Annotated in this window: 18 protein-coding genes, 1 tRNA gene and 1 pseudogene; 12 read left to right on the top strand and 8 right to left on the bottom strand. The window is 72.8% G+C overall.

All coding sequences use genetic code 11. The annotated features are described in order from the left end of the window. The first annotated feature begins 2 nt into the window (after nt 1-2). The 3 genes from ACIPFH_RS15765 (at nt 3) to ACIPFH_RS15755 (ending at nt 1,645) form a co-directional block, all read left to right on the top strand. Nucleotides 3-374, top strand: coding sequence for a DUF742 domain-containing protein (locus ACIPFH_RS15765; protein WP_356263308.1), 372 nt, complete (start codon nt 3-5; stop codon nt 372-374). Next, nucleotides 352-1,011 (top strand): GTP-binding protein, encoded by a 660-nt coding sequence (locus tag ACIPFH_RS15760; protein WP_401826776.1) that lies wholly within the window; start codon nt 352-354, stop codon nt 1,009-1,011. The genes ACIPFH_RS15765 and ACIPFH_RS15760 overlap by 23 nt, the downstream gene beginning before the upstream one ends. A gap of 61 nt (nt 1,012-1,072) precedes the next feature. After that, the gene (locus tag ACIPFH_RS15755; RefSeq protein WP_401826774.1) at nt 1,073-1,645 is read left to right on the top strand and encodes a GAF domain-containing protein; all 573 of its coding nucleotides are present in this window, start codon (nt 1,073-1,075) and stop codon (nt 1,643-1,645) included. 16 nt (nt 1,646-1,661) lie between these two features. On the opposite strand, the gene ACIPFH_RS15750 is transcribed toward ACIPFH_RS15755, so the two are convergent. Then, nucleotides 1,662-2,267, bottom strand: coding sequence for a GPP34 family phosphoprotein (locus ACIPFH_RS15750; protein WP_401826772.1), 606 nt, complete (start codon nt 2,265-2,267; stop codon nt 1,662-1,664). Nucleotides 2,268-2,519: 252 nt separating this feature from the next. Between ACIPFH_RS15750 and tdh the strand changes: the two genes are divergently transcribed. The 8 genes from tdh to ACIPFH_RS15710 all read left to right on the top strand — a co-directional run bounded on the left by tdh (nt 2,520) and on the right by ACIPFH_RS15710 (nt 8,441). Continuing rightward, a complete protein-coding gene (gene tdh, locus ACIPFH_RS15745) occupies nt 2,520-3,548 on the top strand; it encodes an L-threonine 3-dehydrogenase (RefSeq protein WP_401826770.1) in 1,029 nt (342 codons plus the stop codon). Between the two features lie 28 nt (nt 3,549-3,576). After that, on the top strand, nt 3,577-4,773 hold the full coding sequence (locus ACIPFH_RS15740) for a glycine C-acetyltransferase (RefSeq protein WP_356263290.1): 1,197 nt from the start codon (nt 3,577-3,579) through the stop codon (nt 4,771-4,773). Nucleotides 4,774-4,845: 72 nt separating this feature from the next. Beyond that, nucleotides 4,846-5,748, top strand: coding sequence for a LysR family transcriptional regulator (locus ACIPFH_RS15735; protein ID WP_401826767.1), 903 nt, complete (start codon nt 4,846-4,848; stop codon nt 5,746-5,748). Between the two features lie 78 nt (nt 5,749-5,826). Beyond that, nucleotides 5,827-6,423 carry a helix-turn-helix domain-containing protein gene (locus tag ACIPFH_RS15730; RefSeq protein WP_401826765.1) on the top strand — a complete coding sequence of 199 codons (597 nt, stop codon included), beginning with the start codon at nt 5,827-5,829 and terminating at the stop codon, nt 6,421-6,423. After that, on the top strand, nt 6,420-6,941 hold the full coding sequence (locus ACIPFH_RS15725; RefSeq protein ID WP_401826763.1) for a GNAT family N-acetyltransferase: 522 nt from the start codon (nt 6,420-6,422) through the stop codon (nt 6,939-6,941). Before ACIPFH_RS15730 ends, ACIPFH_RS15725 begins: the two co-directional genes overlap by 4 nt. A 30-nt stretch (nt 6,942-6,971) precedes the next feature. Further along, on the top strand, nt 6,972-7,331 hold the full coding sequence (locus tag ACIPFH_RS15720) for an MmcQ/YjbR family DNA-binding protein (RefSeq protein WP_401826762.1): 360 nt from the start codon (nt 6,972-6,974) through the stop codon (nt 7,329-7,331). Between the two features lie 108 nt (nt 7,332-7,439). After that, a tRNA-Pro gene (locus tag ACIPFH_RS15715) sits at nt 7,440-7,516 on the top strand. A gap of 178 nt (nt 7,517-7,694) precedes the next feature. Then, complete coding sequence (locus tag ACIPFH_RS15710) at nt 7,695-8,441, top strand: sigma-70 family RNA polymerase sigma factor (RefSeq protein WP_401826760.1); 747 nt, start codon at nt 7,695-7,697, stop codon at nt 8,439-8,441. Here ACIPFH_RS15710 and murJ read toward each other — a convergent pair. From murJ to ACIPFH_RS15680, 6 genes are all read right to left on the bottom strand, one after another. Further along, nucleotides 8,356-10,005 carry a murein biosynthesis integral membrane protein MurJ gene (gene murJ, locus ACIPFH_RS15705; RefSeq protein ID WP_401826758.1) on the bottom strand — a complete coding sequence of 550 codons (1,650 nt, stop codon included), beginning with the start codon at nt 10,003-10,005 and terminating at the stop codon, nt 8,356-8,358. The genes ACIPFH_RS15710 and murJ overlap by 86 nt on opposite strands. 64 nt (nt 10,006-10,069) lie before the next feature. Further along, entirely contained in the window at nt 10,070-10,495 is a 426-nt protein-coding gene (locus ACIPFH_RS15700) for a (2Fe-2S) ferredoxin domain-containing protein (RefSeq protein ID WP_359127165.1), read from the bottom strand. Between the two features lie 2 nt (nt 10,496-10,497). Then, nucleotides 10,498-11,037: an NUDIX hydrolase family protein gene (locus ACIPFH_RS15695; protein WP_355702381.1), complete on the bottom strand. Its 540-nt coding sequence runs from the start codon at nt 11,035-11,037 to the stop codon at nt 10,498-10,500. A 15-nt stretch (nt 11,038-11,052) separates the two neighbouring features. Then, entirely contained in the window at nt 11,053-12,189 is a 1,137-nt protein-coding gene (locus ACIPFH_RS15690) for an amidohydrolase family protein (RefSeq protein WP_401826756.1), read from the bottom strand. Between the two features lies 1 nt (nt 12,190). Beyond that, complete coding sequence (locus tag ACIPFH_RS15685) at nt 12,191-13,594, bottom strand: glutamine synthetase (RefSeq protein ID WP_401826753.1); 1,404 nt, start codon at nt 13,592-13,594, stop codon at nt 12,191-12,193. Nucleotides 13,595-13,638: 44 nt separating this feature from the next. Next, entirely contained in the window at nt 13,639-14,430 is a 792-nt protein-coding gene (locus ACIPFH_RS15680) for an SAM-dependent methyltransferase (RefSeq protein ID WP_356253412.1), read from the bottom strand. Between the two features lie 121 nt (nt 14,431-14,551). On the opposite strand from ACIPFH_RS15680, the gene ACIPFH_RS15675 reads away from it, so the two are divergent. Next, nucleotides 14,552-15,406 carry a Cof-type HAD-IIB family hydrolase gene (locus ACIPFH_RS15675; protein ID WP_401826751.1) on the top strand — a complete coding sequence of 285 codons (855 nt, stop codon included), beginning with the start codon at nt 14,552-14,554 and terminating at the stop codon, nt 15,404-15,406. Between the two features lie 19 nt (nt 15,407-15,425). On the opposite strand, the pseudogene ACIPFH_RS15670 reads toward ACIPFH_RS15675, so the two are convergent. Further along, a pseudogene (locus ACIPFH_RS15670) lies at nt 15,426-15,533 on the bottom strand (DNA-binding response regulator); the annotation flags it as partial. Between the last annotated feature and the right edge of the window lie 169 nt (nt 15,534-15,702).

The raw sequence follows: 15,702 nt of genomic DNA, 5'->3' as shown, positions 1-15,702 counted from the left end.
GCGTGGCGGCGGCCGGCGACGGGCCCTGGCTCGACGACGCGGCCGGGCGGCTGGTGCGCCCGTTCACGGTCAGCAACGGCCGGACCAGGCCCAGCGTCGCCCTCGATCTGATGTCGCAGGTGAGAGCCACCGGGGCGACCCCACTGGGTTACCTCGGCCCCGAACACGCGACCGCGCTCCACCTGACCAGCGCACCCGTGTCGGTGGCCGAGATCGCGGCCCATCTGAAGCTGCCGGCGGCGGTCACCAAGGTGCTGCTGTCGGACCTTCTCGACTGCGGGGCGCTGACCACCAAGCCCCCCGAGTACCACCACATCCCCACCGACCGGGCCCTTCTGGAGGCAGTGCTCGATGGACTACGACGACAGCTCTGAGTACGACGCGTACGACGAGCACGGCGAGCACGGCGCCCATGACGGCGGCGGCTCCGATCCCTTTCCCACAGCTCTGAAGATCCTGGTAGCGGGCGGCTTCGGGGTCGGCAAGACGACCTTCGTCGGCGCCGTGAGCGAGATCGCGCCGCTGAGCACGGAGGAGCTGCTCACCACGGTCAGCGCCGCGACCGACAACCTCGACGGCATCGAGAACAAGGTCGAGACGACCGTCGCCATGGACTTCGGCCGCATCACCCTCGACCCGAGTCACGTCCTCTACCTGTTCGGCACGCCGGGCCAGGAGCGGTTCTGGTTCATGTGGGACGAGCTCTCCGAGGGCGCCCTCGGCGCGGTCATCCTCGCCGACACCCGACGCCTCGAGGAGTGCTTCGCGGCCGTCGACTTCTTCGAGGAACGCGGACTCGCCTTCATCATCGCCGTCAACGAGTTCGACGGCTCCCACCGCTACAACCCCGAGGAGGTACGCGCCGCCATCGACCTCGCCCCGGACGTCCCCGTCGTGCGCTGCGACGCCCGTATCTCCGCCTCCGGGGTTCAGACCCTGCTCACCCTCGTCAAACACCTCATCGCCCACGCGCCGGCCGCACCCCAGCCGAGCCGCGGCGCCCACATGTGACCCCCGCCCCCAACGCCCCGGAGCCGCACATGACGTACGTCCACAGCGACGGAGCCCGGCCATGAGCTACGACCCGCCGCGTCCGGCCGGACGTCTGCTGCTCACTCCGGAGGACCGGGACGCTCCCGCCCGCGCCCGGAGGCTGCGCCGACTCGGCCTGGGGGAGCAGCCGGAGCCCGCGCTGGACGCCTTCGCGGACCGCCTCGCCGAGGTGGCCGGAGCGCCGTACGCCATGGTCAACTTCCTCGACGAGGAACGGCAGTTCTTCGCAGGGCTGCACACTCCGCGGGGTGGCCGGGCCGCCCGCGGCGGCAAACCCGAGGTCGGCCGCCGACTGCCCCGCGACTACGGCTACTGCCCGCACGTCGTCGTACGGCGCAAGGCGCTGGTCCTGGAGGACGTGGGCGACTACCCGCGCTTCGCGGGCAACCCGGTCGTCGACGAGTACGGCATCCGCTCCTACCTGGGCGCCCCGCTCATCGACACGAGCGGCATGGTGCTGGGCACGGTGTGCGTCGCCGACCTCACGCCCCGGCCCTGGGGCAGGGCCGGCCTGGAGACGATCAAGTCGACGGCCGCCGAACTCGCCGACCGGCTGCAACGGCGCGAGGCGGACGGGTTCCCCGTGCCCTGAGTGCGGATCACGCCCGTCAGGGGGCCCGCCAGATGTTGTCGAAGGCCGCGTTCTCGACGGACCGCCGCTGTCGTACCGCCTCGAGTTCCGCCACCGCGTCGCCGACCGCCGCCAGGGCCGTCCCGGCCGCGTCGCCGGGGAGATCGGGGAAGCCGTCGGCCGGCTCCTCGCGGAGGCCGACGGCGGCGCCCAGTACGGCGAGGACCGGCTCGTCCGCCTCCCAGCGCTCGGTGGCCCGGCGACGGGCCGGTGAGTCGAGCGGTTCCGTCCCACCGGACCGGAAGGGCAGCCGGCGGTGGCGTGGCCGGCCGACCAGGCCGTCCGCCTCCAGCCGGGCGGCGTAGGCGGCGGCCAGGCCCTGCCCGCGGCGCCACAGCCAGTCCTCGACCGACTCGTACGGCGCCACCCGCACGAGCGACGACGCGGCCTCGGCCAGAAGGGGATCTCCCGGGGCGGACGGCGGGCCGGGCACCAGCCGCTCACCGTCGAGGGTGACCGCCCCGCTCCCGACGAGATCGATCACCTCGGCGCCCGCGAGGGCGAGCGACAGATCGCCCTGCCCGACGGGGCGCACCGGCGTCACGTCCATCGCGATGAGCATCAGGTCTCGTGCTGTGGTCATCAAGGGCTCCACGTCAGTCGGCCGGCCTTGCGAGGGTTGCGGTCCAGGGTGACACGCCCCACCGTGGGGTGCGGGAAGCCGGTGCGGACGGGCGGGGCCACCCGTGTGAAGCAGAGCTGTGGCGGCGCTTAAGAAAAGCTCGATGGACCCGGCCGGGCGAAGTGCGGCAGATTGCTGGGCGAATCCACATGTCTTCCCGGACGCGGGGCCCTTCGGGCTGCTCGCCCGGGCCCTCACCACAGGAGCCGTAGCGTGAAGGCGCTGGTCAAGGAGAAGGCGGAGCCCGGGCTGTGGCTCGCGGACGTCCCCGAGCCGGCCGTCGGGCCCGGCGATGTGCTGATCAGGGTTCTGCGCACCGGAATCTGCGGCACCGATCTGCACATCCGGTCCTGGGACGGCTGGGCGCGGCAGACGATCAGCACCCCGCTCGTGCTCGGGCACGAGTTCGTCGGCGAGGTCGTCGAGACCGGTCGTGACGTCGCCGACATCCAGATCGGGGACCGGGTCAGCGGCGAGGGGCACCTCGTCTGCGGCAAGTGCCGCAACTGTCTCGCCGGTCGCCGTCATCTGTGCCGGGCCACCGTCGGGCTCGGCGTCGGCCGGGACGGCGCCTTCGCGGAGTACGTCGCCCTGCCCGCGTCCAACGTATGGGTGCACCGGGTGCCGGTGGACCTCGACGTGGCGGCGATCTTCGACCCGTTCGGCAACGCCGTCCACACCGCGCTGTCCTTCCCGCTCGTCGGCGAGGACGTCCTGATCACCGGTGCCGGGCCGATCGGGCTGATGGCCGCCGCCGTCGCCCGGCACGCGGGTGCCCGCAACGTCGTCGTCACCGATGTCAGCGAGGAGCGGCTCGAGCTGGCGCGCAAGATCGGCGCGAGCCTCGCGCTGAACGTGTCGCGGACGTCCGTCGCCGACGGGCAGCGTGAGCTGGGGCTGCGTGAGGGCTTCGACATCGGGCTGGAGATGTCCGGCCGGCCCGCGGCGATGCGCGACATGATCGCCAACATGACGCACGGCGGCCGGATCGCGATGCTGGGGCTGCCCGCCGAGGAGTTCCCCGTCGACTGGTCCCGGATCGTCACCTCGATGATCACGATCAAGGGCATCTACGGCCGTGAGATGTTCGAGACCTGGTACGCGATGTCGGTGCTGCTGGAGGGCGGCCTCGACCTCGCCCCCGTGATCACCGGCCGATACGGTCACCGCGACTTCGAGGCGGCCTTCGCCGACGCGGCGAGCGGCCGCGGCGGCAAGGTCATCCTCGACTGGACCGCGTAAGCCATCCGCACTTCCTAGGAGCTTTTCCATGTTCGACTCCGTGCGCGACGACCTGCGCGACACCCTCGACGAGATCCGTGCCGCCGGTCTGCACAAGCCCGAGCGCGTCATCGGCAGCCCGCAGTCCGCGAGGGTCGCCGTCACCGCGGGCGGCCGGCCCGGCGAGGTCCTCAACTTCTGCGCCAACAACTACCTCGGTCTCGCCGACCACCCCGAGGTCGTCGCCGCCGCCCACGAGGCCCTCGACCGCTGGGGTTACGGCATGGCGTCGGTGCGCTTCATCTGCGGGACGCAGGAGGTGCACAAGGAGCTGGAGGCGCGGCTTTCGGCCTTCCTCGGCCAGGAGGACACGATCCTGTACTCCTCCTGCTTCGACGCCAACGGGGGCGTCTTCGAGACGCTGCTCGGCCCCGAGGACGCGGTGATCTCCGACGCTCTCAACCATGCCTCGATCATCGACGGCATCCGGCTGTCCAAGGCGCGCCGGTTCCGCTACGCCAACCGTGATCTGGCGGATCTGGAGCGGCAGTTGAAGGACGCGTCCGACGCGCGTCGCCGGCTGGTCGTCACCGACGGCGTCTTCTCCATGGACGGCTATGTCGCCCCCCTCGCCGAGATCTGCGACCTCGCCGAGCGCTACGACGCCATGGTCATGGTCGACGACTCGCACGCGGTCGGCTTCGTCGGCCCCGGCGGCCGCGGCACCCCGGAACTGCACGGAGTGATGGACCGTGTCGACATCATCACCGGCACCCTGGGCAAGGCGCTGGGCGGCGCGTCCGGCGGCTATGTGGCCGCCCGGGCGGAGATCGTCGCCCTGCTCCGTCAGCGCTCGCGCCCGTACCTCTTCTCCAACACCCTCGCCCCGGTCATCGCCGCCGCTTCGCTGAAGGTCCTCGACCTGCTGGAGTCGGCCGACGACCTGCGCGTGCGGCTGGCCGAGAACACCGCCCTGTTCCGCCGCCGGATGACGGACGCGGGCTTCGACGTCCTGCCCGGCGACCACGCCATCGCGCCGGTGATGATCGGCGACGCGGCGAAGGCGGGCCGGATGGCCGAACTGCTGCTGGAGCGCGGGGTGTACGTGATCGGCTTCTCCTACCCGGTCGTTCCGCAGGACCGGGCCCGCATCCGCGTCCAGCTCTCCGCCGCGCACTCCACGGACGACGTCGACCGCGCGGTCGACGCGTTCATCGCGGCGCGCGCCGAGCTGGAAGCGGTCTGAGCCGGATCCGGGCCCGGGGCGTGCGAGCCGGACACGGTTCGAGCGGCCCGGACATATTGCGATAATCGATCCATGATCGAAGCGCGGCGGCTCCACATCCTTCGTGCGGTGGCCGACCACCGCACGGTGACCGCGGCTGCCGCCGCGCTGTACCTCACCCCGTCCGCCGTGTCCCAGCAGCTGACGGCACTGGAGCAGGAGACCGGCCACCGGCTGGTGGAACGGAGCGCCAAGGGCGTACGGCTCACCCCGGCCGGTGAGATCCTGCTCGGCCACACCAACGCCGTCCTGGCCCAGCTGGAGCGGGCCGAGGCGGAACTGGCCGCCTACAGTTCCGGAGCGGCCGGCACGGTCACGGTGGCCGCCTTCGCGACGGGCATCGCCCTGGTCGTGGCGCCCGCGGTGGCCCGGCTCGCCGGCACCGCCCCCGGCATCCGGATCCGCGTCCAGGACGCCGAGGGCGACGCCAGCCTGCCCATGGTGCTCGACCGGCAGGTGGATGTCGCCGTGGCCGTCGAGTACCGCGGGGCCCCGGCCGCCGACGACCCGAGGCTCGCGCACGTCCCGCTCTACGCCGAGCCCTTCGACGCGGTCGTCCCGGTCACCCACCGCCTGGCCGACGCACCGGAGGTACCGCTCGCCGAGCTGGCCAAGGACCCCTGGATCGGCCCCTACCCGGGCAACCCCTGCCATGACGTGGTCGTCCTGGCCTGCGAGAGCGCGGGCTTCCAGCCCCGCCTTGAGCACTCCTCGGACGACTTCCGCGCCGTCGTCGCCCTGGCCTCGGCCGACGCGGGCGTGGCGCTCGTCCCGCGTTCGGCGCTGCGCGGCATGGATCTCACGGGTGTGGTGGTCCGGCCGGTCGACGGGGTGGCGCCGACCCGAAGGGTCTTCGCGGCCGTCCGCCGGGGAGCGGAGGAGCATCCGCTGATCCGGCCCGTGCTGGAGGCGCTCGGCGAGGCCGCCAGGGTGTGAGCCGTCCGGGGGCGTGAGCCGCCAGGGTGTGAGCCGCCCGAAACGCTGTCGTCTCATGTCCGGGATAGATTCCCTGATATGAGACACGAGGCGGGCGGGGCGGAGACAGCCGGTTCACCGGACCCCGTCGATGTACGGATCGCCGGGCGACTGGCCGAGTTGCGGGCCGAACGCGGTTGGTCGCTCGGCGAGTTGGCGGAGCGCAGCGGAGTGAGCCGGTCCACCCTGTCGCGGGCCGAGCGGGCGGAGGTCAGTCCGACCGCCTCGCAGCTCAACCGGCTCTGCCACGTCTACGGGCGGACCATGTCCCGGCTGCTCAGCGAGGTGGAGGCGGAGCCCGCGCCGCTGGTGCGCGCCGACGAGCAGTCCGTCTGGGAGGACCGGGCCGCCGGATTCGTCCGACGCTCCGTGTCGCCGCCGCACCCCGCGCTGCGCGGCGAACTGGTCGAGGGGCGACTCGCCGTGGGCGCGGACATCGCCTACGACCGGCCGCCCGTGGCGGGCCTGGAACAGCACATCTGGGTGCTGGAGGGCGCCCTCGACGTGACGGCCGACGACACCGGGCATCACCTCGGCGCCGGGGACTGTCTGCGCCTGCGGGTGTGGGGGCCGACCCGGTTCCGGTGCGCGGGCGACGCGGAGGCGCGCTACGTGCTGGCGGTGGTGCTGCCGTGACCGTGACCCGACTCGACGCCCCCCAACTGCATGAGCACGCGGCGGAGTTGGCCGACCTGCTGGTCGACGCCGTCGACGGCGGCGCCTCACTCGGCTTCCTCGCCCCGCTGGACCGGACGCAGGCCGCCGCCTGGTGGAGGGAACGGGCGGCGGGGGTGGCCGCCGGGCGGCTCGCGGTCTGGGCGGCCCAGGAAGGGGGCCGTGTCGTCGGCACCGTCGGCCTGGCCTTCCCCGACAAGCCAAACAGCCGCCATCGCGCCGAGCTCGTCAAGCTGATGGTCCACCGGGACGTCCGCGGTAAGGGACTCGGCCGCGCCCTCCTGACCGCCGCCGAGAAGACCGCCGCAGCGATCGGCGTCACCCTGCTCCACCTGGACACCGAGACCGACAGCCCCGCCGAGCACCTCTACCGCGGCGCCGGGTGGACCAGGGCCGGGGTGATCCCCGACTACGCGGCGAGCCCGGCCGGGATCCTCCGTGCGACCACCCTGTACTACAAACACATCGCCGTCGGGTGACTGTCAGTGGCAGGGGTTACGGTGCGGAACATGCCGGACGCCGAAGACGTACGCCGTATCGCCCTGTCCCTGCCGGACACCACGGAGAAGATCTCCTGGAACATGCCCACCTTCCGGGTCGCGGGGAAGATGTTCGCCACCCTGCCCGAGGAGGAGACCTCCCTCGCCGTGCGCTGCCCCAAGGAGGAGCGCGACGAACTGGTGCTCGCCGAACCCGGGAAGTTCTGGATCGCCGACCACGAGGCCCAGTTCGCCTGGGTGCGGGCCCGCCTCGCCGCCCTGGAGGACGAGGACGAGCTACGTGACATCCTCGCCGACTCATGGCGCCAGGCCGCCCCGACGCGACTGCTGGAGGAGTACCCGGAACTGGGGTCGGCGCAGGGGGACTGACGGTGTCCGGCGGCCGGGGCGCGGGAAACGGGTGCGCGACCATCGACCCGAGTGCGGTATGGTTTCCATGCGTGTTCGGCCAGGGGAAACCCCAGGTCAGACGGGCAACGGGACGTGGCGCAGCTTGGTAGCGCACTTGACTGGGGGTCAAGGGGTCGCAGGTTCAAATCCTGTCGTCCCGACCAGCTTCACCGCAGGTCGGAAGGTCGTTTCCACGCAGATGTGGAAGCGGCCTTCGTCGTTTCCACGCGCCGCCTTCCAGTGACGTGCGCCGGCCTTTCCCCGCTGTGAGTCGGCCGGACAACCTGTGGATTCACCCAACTCCGAGTACCGCGCGCGGCCCCGCTGCCAGGATCGGGCGCCATGACCGCAGGGCACGGCAAGGCCGACAAGCACCGCAGGCTCCATGAGACCGCCAAGGCCGACAAGCACCGCACCCCACGCGGCGCGGGGCGCGCCGAACGCGCCGGCGAGGCGGCACCGGCCGACGAGTCGACGACCGCGCTGGCGCTGGCCGCGCGGGGCGGGGACGTGGCCGCCGTCGAGGGGTTCGTCCGCGCCCTGCACCCTGACGTGGTGCGGTACGTGGCCCACCTGAGCGCCGATCCGCAGGCCGCGGACGATCTGGCCCAGGACACCTTCCTGAGAGCGCTGGGCGCTCTGCACCTGTTCGAGGGGCGTTCCTCGGCCCGGACATGGCTGCTGTCCATCGCGCGCCGGGCGGTGATGGACAGCTTCCGGTCCGCCGCCGTCCGCCCGCGACTGTCGGACGAGGCCGACTGGCAGCGGGCCGTCGAGCTGGCCCAGCCGCGCGGGCTGCCCGGCTTCGACGACGGGGTCGTCCTGCTGGATCTGCTGGCCGCGCTGCCCGACGACCGGCGGGAGGCGTTCGTGCTGACCCAGTTGCTGGGACTGCCCTACGCGGAGGCCGCCGAGGTGAGCGACTGCCCGGTCGGCACCGTCCGCTCGCGCGTGGCCCGCGCCCGCGCCACCCTGGCCGGCCGGCTCACCGAGACGGTCGGCCCTACGGCCGCCGCAGCCCCCGTGGCCCGCGCAGTTCATCGACCTTCGTCAGCCGGGCCAGACCGAGATAGACCAGGACGAGGGTGAGGGAGCCGGCCGCGAGGGCGGTCGCGGTCGGCAGCGTGCCACCGCCCAGCCGGGCCGCGCACCCGGCGTCGGCCGCCCAGCCGGCGCCGGCGGCGAGGCCCGCCGCGCCCAGCAGTTTCGTGTACGTGCGCCGCAGCGCGCCGTCGTCCAGGCGGCCGCCGGTCCGGCCGCGCAGCCGCCGGGCGGTGAGGGCCAGCCCCGCCAGATAGGACAGGCCGTAGGCCCCGGCCATGCCGGTCACCGCCCACCGGTCGGGCAGCAGCAGATGGCAGGCGGTCGCCAGGGCGATGTTCACCGCCGCGATCCACACCGCCATGAAGAACGGCGTGCGGGTGTCCTCGAAGGCGTAGAAGCCACGCAGGAGGAGGTACTGCGCGGAGAACGGGATCAGGCCGAGACCGAACGCCTGGAGCATGTGCCCGAGCGGCTGCGCGGAGGCCGCGTCGGCCGCGCCGTGCGCGAACAGCAGGGTGGCGATCCGCGGACCGAGGGCCAGGAACAGGAACGCGGCCGGGACGACGACCACCCCGCTCACCCGCAGCCCGCGCGACAGGTCCGCGCGCACGTCCGCGATCCTCCCCTGGGCCACGGCGCGGCTCATGCGCGGCAGCAGCGCGGTCACCAGGGAGACGGTGACCACCGACTGCGGCAGCATCCAGATGGTCTGCGCGTACATGTACGCCGTGTAGCCCGCGCCGGCCTTCGGCAGCCTCTGGTCCACCAGGTTGGCGTAGTTGGTCACCACCGTCAGCGAGACGAGGTTCGTCAGGACGAGCAACAGCGTCCACTTGGCGGCGTGCACACCGGAACCCAGGCCCGAACCACGCCAGTCGAAGCGCGGCCGCAGGCGGAACCCGGCGGCCCGGGCGAACGGGACCAGCGCGAGGGCCTGCACCGCGATGCCGGCCGTCGTCCCGAGGCCCAGCAGCCGAACCTGGGCGTCGGTGATGTCCGCCACCCGCGTGGGCACGGTCATGAGGCCGAGGTAGGCGCCGAACATGCCCAGCAGCACGATGTTGTTGAGGACAGGCGTCCACATCATCGCGCCGAACCGCTCGCGGGCGTTGAGGACTTGGCCGTAGATGTTGAACAGGCCGTAGAAGAAGATCTGCGGGAGCAGGAACCGGGCGAAGACCACGGTGAGCCGGTACGCCTCGTGGTTGTCCGGGGTGTCGCGGAGGTACACCGAGACGATCTGCGGGGCAGCCCACACCGCCAGCGCCGTCCCCACGGCGAGGACGGACACGACCAGGGTGACGAGCCGCTGCTCGTAGGCCCGCCCGCCGTCCTGGTGCGTGGCCCGTGCCCGCACCAGCTGCGGGACCAGCACCGCGTTCAGCGCGCCGCCGATCAGCAGGGTGTAGAGGCTGGTCGGCACGGTGTTCGCGGTGTTGTACGTACTGGCCAGCAGACCGGTGCCCAGGGCGGCGGCCTGGAGTACCTGGCGGATCAGCCCGGTCGCCCGGGACACGATCGTGCCCAGCGCCATCAGCACCGACGAGCGGGCCGCCCCGCCCTTGCCGACCTTGTGTTCCGCGTCCTGCCGCTGTGCTGTCGCCCCCATCGGGCCAACCTACGCCATCAGCGAGCCCCAACCACCTTGCCCGTGACGGCCGTTGGCTCGGTGGTCACCGGCGGCCGCGCACCCGTCCCGCCCGCGGTGGGCTGATGAACTGAAGCTCCAGGGTGACCGGCGGTGCCGCGACCCCCGGGCCGCCCGCCGCCGCCCACGCCAGGATCTCGTCCGTACAGTCGTCGTCCATGGCGAAGCCGACCCAGGTGGCCCGGCCGCCCGCCCGGCGTCCGCCGGCCGAGGGCTGGACGACGATCACGTTCGCCTGGTCGCAGGGGCCGAGGCAGTCCGTGGTCCGGACCTCGAAGGCGCCTGCGGAGTCGGCGGCGGCCGTCCGCAGCCGCTCCAGCTGCCAGTCGTGGTCGTAGCCGGGGTGCTTGCGGGCGTCGCCGCAGCAGCAGCCCCTGCACACCACGAGTGTGCAGGGACGGCCGCGAGCGGCGCCGACCAGGGCGCGACGGCCGGCCGGCGCGGGTATCACGCTCAGGAGGCCGAGAGGCCGACGTGGGCCAGGGCCTGCCGCAGCAGGAATCCGTGCCCGCCCGGCATCTCGCTCTGCACGGCGAGCGACGCGGCCTCCTGCGGACTGAACCACAGCAGGTCCAGCGCGTCCTGCCGGGGACGGCAGTCGCCGGTCACCGGCACGATGTAGGCCAGCGACACCGCGTGCTGACGGGGGTCGTGGTACGGGGTGACGCCCTGCGTGGGGAAGTACTCGGCCACCGTGAACGGCTGGAGCGAGGTCGGCACCCGGGGCAGTGCCACCGGGCCGAGGTCCTTCTCCAGGTGGCGCAGCAGGGCGTCCCGGACGCGCTCGTGGTGCAGGACCCGGCCGGAGACCAGGTTCCGGCTGACATTGCCGTCCGGTCCGATCCGCAGCAGGAGGCCGACGCTGGTGACTTCGCCGCTGTCGTCGACGCGCACGGGCACCGCCTCGACGTAGAGGATCGGCATACGGGCGCGGGCCATCTCGAGCTCGTCGGAGCTCAGCCAACCCGGCGTGGTTTCGGTCAAGTCAGACATTGCTTGATCATACTTTCAGTGTCCGTCGGGAAGCCGGTAGACCCGGCGGGCGTTGTCCGCTCCGGCCCAGCGTGCCAGGCGCAGCGCGTCGGGCAGGCTCAGTTCGTCGGCGTCCACCCGGTCCTGGAGCAGATCCCCCAGGCCCCGGCGGAACGCCAGCGCGCCGAGCCGGTAGAACTCCGCAACACCATAGGCGTCGGAGCTGTACAGCAGTTTGCGGAACGGTGTGATCTCCAGCGCTTCCTCCAGGACCGCCCGCGCTCGCGGGGGACCCACGTGATGCAGGGTGAGCCCCACGTCCAGGTACACCTCCTCGAACACGGCGGCCAGATAGGCGGCCTGCCGCTGGTAGGGCCAGCAGTGCAGAAGCAGCACCGGGATCGTGCCCGCCGTCAGGTGCAGCCAGTCCGTGAGAAGGCTCGGATCCACCCGGTGCAGCCGGATGTCGTTGTCGCCGAAGCCGGTGTGCAGCTGGAGGGGGAGCCCCAGGTCGACGGCCGTCCACAGCAGGTGCCGGACCAGCACCGGGTCCGCCAGCCGTCCGCCGCGCGCCAGCCAGCGCCGGGCGGCCCGGGTGACGTCGGCGTCCGGGGGGCGGGCCGGATCGAGGTCGAAGCCGGTCCGGTACGCGGCCACCGACTTGACCGCCACCACCCCCGGCCGCCGTACCGCGTCCAGGGCGGCCGCCCGGAACGCGTCGGCGTACCCGTCGGCCTCGACACCCCGCCTGGCCACGGCCTCCGCGACGGACTCCAGCCGGACGACCTCGTGGGCCACCGCCGGTCCGGCGGCCCCGGCCAGCTCGGCGGGCGTGGTGACGCGGTGCGGGGCGAACCCGGTGTCGACGCAGAACACGCCGGTCCGGGCGGCGCCGAGGAAGCGCCGGTTCACCTCCCGCGGGCCCAGTTCGGCGCGCCGGGCCAGGTAGACGTCGGCCGGAGCGTGCCGCTCCAGGTCGAGCAGCGGAGCGCAGTGGCGGCGTACGGCCACGCCGGCGGGAGTGTCGAAGGCGGAGAAGCCGGGCCACCGGTCGCCCTCGGTGAGCAGCGCCTCGAAGTCCGGTCCGTCCAAGGGGTCGGTGGCGACGCCGTGGCAGTGGTGGTCCACCAACTCCAGCTCGGCGAGGGCCTCGTGAACCGTTCCGCCGGCCATCTCAGTACTTCCAGCGGTAGGCCGCGGCCACCCGCTCGTCGTCGAGCCCGTCGACGGCGTCGATCTCGCCCTGCCGTACGGCGCTCACCGCGTCGGCGAGGACCGGGCCGAGGGCGGCCCGCAGCACCGCGTCCGCGCGGAACTCGGAGAGGGCCCCGGCGAGCGAGGTCGGCAGCCGGCGCACGCCCCGGGCGGCGGCCTCCTCGGCACCGAGCCGCGCCGGATCCCCGTCCGTCTCCTCGGGCAGGACGGCGCCCGACGCGAGCCCGTCCAGCCCGGCGGCGATCAGGCAGCCGAGGGCGAGGTACGGGTTCGCGGCCAGGTCGACCGGCTTGACCTCCATATTCGCCTGTTCGGCGCGCCGGCCGGCCGTACCGCGCACCAGGCGTACCGCGCACTCGCGGGTCTCCAGGCCCCAGGCGGTGAACACCCCGGCCCACTGGGACGGCTTGAGGCGCAGATAGCTCGCCGGGCTCGGCGCGGTCACCGCCGTCAGGGCGGGGAGACGGGCCAGCACACCGGCCGTGAACGCCTCCGCGTCGGCCGTCATGCCGTACCGCCGCTCGCCGCCCGCGTGCAGGTTCGTGCCGTCCCGCCAGGCGGAGAGGTGGACGTGCCCGCCGTTGCCGACCCCTTCCGCGCCGACGGCGGGAGAGAAGGACACCCGCAGGCCGTGGCGCCGGGCCAGCGCGCGGATCGTCTGGCGGACGAGGACGCTGCGGTCGGCGGCCGCCACCGGGTCGAGCGCGCCGACGGAGATCTCGAACTGGCCGGGCGCGTACTCGGGATGGACCTGGTCGACGTCCACGCCCTGCGCCGCGCACGCGGCCAGCAGGTCGGCGGTGTAGTCGCTCAACTCGACCTGGCGGGTCGCGCCGTACGCCGGTCCCGTGGCCGCCGGCACGAACTCACCCGGTGGAGCCGAGTCCAGGCCGACCGACCACTCGATCTCGATGCCCGCCTTGAAGGCGAGACCGTGCTCGCGGGCCGCGTCCGCGACGACACGGCGCAGAAAGGTGCGGGAGCAGCCGGGGTGCCGTTCGCCCTCCTGGCTGAGGCGGTCGACGGGGGCCCAGGCCCAGCCGGGCTGCCCCGCCAGGGCGACGAGCCGGTCCAGGTCCGGGTACAGGCGCAGGTCGCCGTCCGGGGAGCCGAGTACCTCGGTCGCCACGATGTGGTCGTTCGCCAGGAACGTGTCGAACACCGGCGACATTCCGACGCCCCAGGCCGCCGCCGAGGCCAGGGCGGCCGTGGGGATCGTCTTCACCCGGCCGACGCCCGCCGTGTCGACGTAGGCCAGGACGATCCCGTGCACGCCGCCCAGCGACAGCTCGGCGCCGAGCGCGGTGGCCCGCTCGACCTCTCCGGGACGCCCGCCGGGGACGGGATCGGCAAGGGTGGTCATACGTCCTCCACGGTCGGTATGTCCGGTGCGGTGCCGTACGCCGGTCAGGGTTTCACGGCCACCGCGCCGTACTGCGGCACCACCGCGAGGGAGTCCGCCTCGCCGCGCCAGCGCGAGCAGGACACCAGGCCCGGCTCCAGCAGGTCCAGGCCGTCGAAGAACGCGGTGATCTCCGCGCCCCCGCGCGCGGTGATCGGCGGGGTGGCGTTCTCGTTCCAGAACCTCATCGCCGGGATCTGGCCCTCGCCGCCCACCTCGCTGTCGTGGGTGGGATGTGTCAGGACCAGGAAGCTGCCGGCGGGGACGTCGGCCATGACCTTGCGGACGATGTCCCGGGCCGCCTCGAAGTCCAGGACGAAGTTCAGGATGCCCAGCATCATCACCGCGACCGGCCGGGTGAAGTCCAGGGTGCCCGCCGCGCGTTCGAGGATCCCGGCCGGGTCGTGCACGTCCGCGTCGATGTAGTCGGTGACGCCCTCGGCGGTGCCGGTCAGCAGCGTGCGGGCGTGTGCCAGCACGATGGGGTCGTTGTCGACGTACACGATCCGTGACTCGGGCGCGACGCGCTGCGCGATCTCGTGGGTGTTGTCGGCCGTCGGCAGTCCGGTGCCGATGTCGAGGAACTGCCGTACACCGCGCTCCTCGGCGAGGAACCGCACCGCCTGCCCCAGGAACCAGCGGTCCGCGCGCGCGATCTCCCGGATGAGCGGGAACATCCCGGCGACGTGCTCGCCGACGCGCTGGTCGACCTCGTAGTTGTCCTTGCCGCCGATCCAGTAGTTCCACACCCGCGCGTTGTGCGCCACGCTGGTGTTCAGCCGTGCGGACCCGCTCACGTGACCGCCCCTTCTCGTGTCCCGCCCGTCCCCGGGCCTTCGTCCGCCATTGTGCCGCCGGATGATCAACGCTGTCCCCGGTAGGGTGAAATTCCGGTGACCCCGTAGCAGGAAGCAGGACATGCCCTACTCGCACGCCCCCCGTACGACCGCGTCCGACCCCGCGACAGGCCCCCTCGACATCCGGCTGATCGTCACCGACATGGACGGCACGCTCCTCGACGACGACAAGAAGGTGCCGGCGGACCTGTGGGAGACGCTGGCGCGGCTGCGTGAGCGCGGGGTGCTGTTCACCCCGGCGAGCGGACGCCAGTACGCCACCCTGGCCGCGGAGTTCGCCGAGGTCGCCGACGGGATGGTGTTCATAGCGGAGAACGGCACCTACGTGGTCCGCGACGGCGAGGAGCTGAGCTCCGACCCGCTGGAGCCCGCCGTGGTCGCGCAGGTGACCCGGGCCGTACGGGGGCTCGCCTCCGACGGCGTCGACGTGGGCGCCGTCGTGTGCGGCAAGCGGTCCGCCTATGTCGAGCGGGCCGACGAGGCCTTCCTGGCCGAGGTCGGCAGGTACTACCTCCGGCACCGGGTCGTCGAGGACGTCACCGCCGTCGACGACGACATCGTCAAGGTCGCCCTCTTCGACTTCGGGTCCGTGGAGGAGATCACCGCCCCGGCGCTCGCGGCCTTCGCGCGGACCCACCAGGTCGTCGTCTCCGGTGAGCACTGGGTCGACGTCATGAACCGCACCGCCAACAAGGGCGCCGCGCTGCGCGTGCTCCAGCGGGAGCTGGGCATCACGCCCGCGCAGACCATGGTGTTCGGCGACTATCTCAACGACCTGGAGATGCTGGACGCGGCCGACTGGTCCTTCGCCATGGCCAACGCCCACCCGGAGGTCGTCCGCCGGGCCCGCCACCTCGCGCCCTCCAACAACGACAACGGGGTGCTGCGCACCGTCGCGAGGCTGCTGGACCTCTGACTCTCCGGACGGTCACGGGTCACGGGCGGGGCCGCGCGTGACCGTGCTGCCGGGCCCAGGCCGCGATCTCGACGCGGTTGCGGGCGCCCAGCTCGAGCTGGACGCTCGAGAGGTGGGTCTTCGCCGTCCCGGTGGTCGACTCGGTGCCGAGAGGAGACGGGTACCGGGGGCGCCGAGGGCCACTACGGCGGCGGCGCCCCCGATCGCGCCGATGAAACTTCCTGGACTGCATCGCGAACTCCTGGTGCTGGGCCGGGCCGGTGGGGAAGTGGCTCCACCTTCGCGCGTTCGGGCCC

It is taken from the genome of Streptomyces sp. NPDC088157 (genome assembly GCF_044741545.1).
Lineage (GTDB): Bacteria > Actinomycetota > Actinomycetes > Streptomycetales > Streptomycetaceae > Streptomyces.
This window is presented reverse-complemented; position numbering and strand designations above follow the sequence as displayed.

Excerpts from the sequence above, each read along its gene's own strand:
- ACIPFH_RS15750 (WP_401826772.1), bottom strand. The coding sequence starts at position 2,267 with ATGACCACAGCACGAGACCTGATGCTCATCGCGATGGACGTGACGCCG.
- ACIPFH_RS15730 (WP_401826765.1), top strand. The coding sequence starts at position 5,827 with ATGAGACACGAGGCGGGCGGGGCGGAGACAGCCGGTTCACCGGACCCC.
- ACIPFH_RS15740 (WP_356263290.1), top strand. The coding sequence starts at position 3,577 with ATGTTCGACTCCGTGCGCGACGACCTGCGCGACACCCTCGACGAGATC.
- ACIPFH_RS15695 (WP_355702381.1), bottom strand. The coding sequence starts at position 11,037 with ATGTCTGACTTGACCGAAACCACGCCGGGTTGGCTGAGCTCCGACGAG.
- ACIPFH_RS15720 (WP_401826762.1), top strand. The coding sequence starts at position 6,972 with ATGCCGGACGCCGAAGACGTACGCCGTATCGCCCTGTCCCTGCCGGAC.
- ACIPFH_RS15755 (WP_401826774.1), top strand. The coding sequence starts at position 1,073 with ATGAGCTACGACCCGCCGCGTCCGGCCGGACGTCTGCTGCTCACTCCG.
- ACIPFH_RS15685 (WP_401826753.1), bottom strand. The coding sequence starts at position 13,594 with ATGACCACCCTTGCCGATCCCGTCCCCGGCGGGCGTCCCGGAGAGGTC.
- ACIPFH_RS15760 (WP_401826776.1), top strand. The coding sequence starts at position 352 with ATGGACTACGACGACAGCTCTGAGTACGACGCGTACGACGAGCACGGC.
- murJ (WP_401826758.1), bottom strand. The coding sequence starts at position 10,005 with ATGGGGGCGACAGCACAGCGGCAGGACGCGGAACACAAGGTCGGCAAG.
- ACIPFH_RS15690 (WP_401826756.1), bottom strand. The coding sequence starts at position 12,189 with ATGGCCGGCGGAACGGTTCACGAGGCCCTCGCCGAGCTGGAGTTGGTG.
- ACIPFH_RS15710 (WP_401826760.1), top strand. The coding sequence starts at position 7,695 with ATGACCGCAGGGCACGGCAAGGCCGACAAGCACCGCAGGCTCCATGAG.
- ACIPFH_RS15675 (WP_401826751.1), top strand. The coding sequence starts at position 14,552 with ATGCCCTACTCGCACGCCCCCCGTACGACCGCGTCCGACCCCGCGACA.
- ACIPFH_RS15735 (WP_401826767.1), top strand. The coding sequence starts at position 4,846 with ATGATCGAAGCGCGGCGGCTCCACATCCTTCGTGCGGTGGCCGACCAC.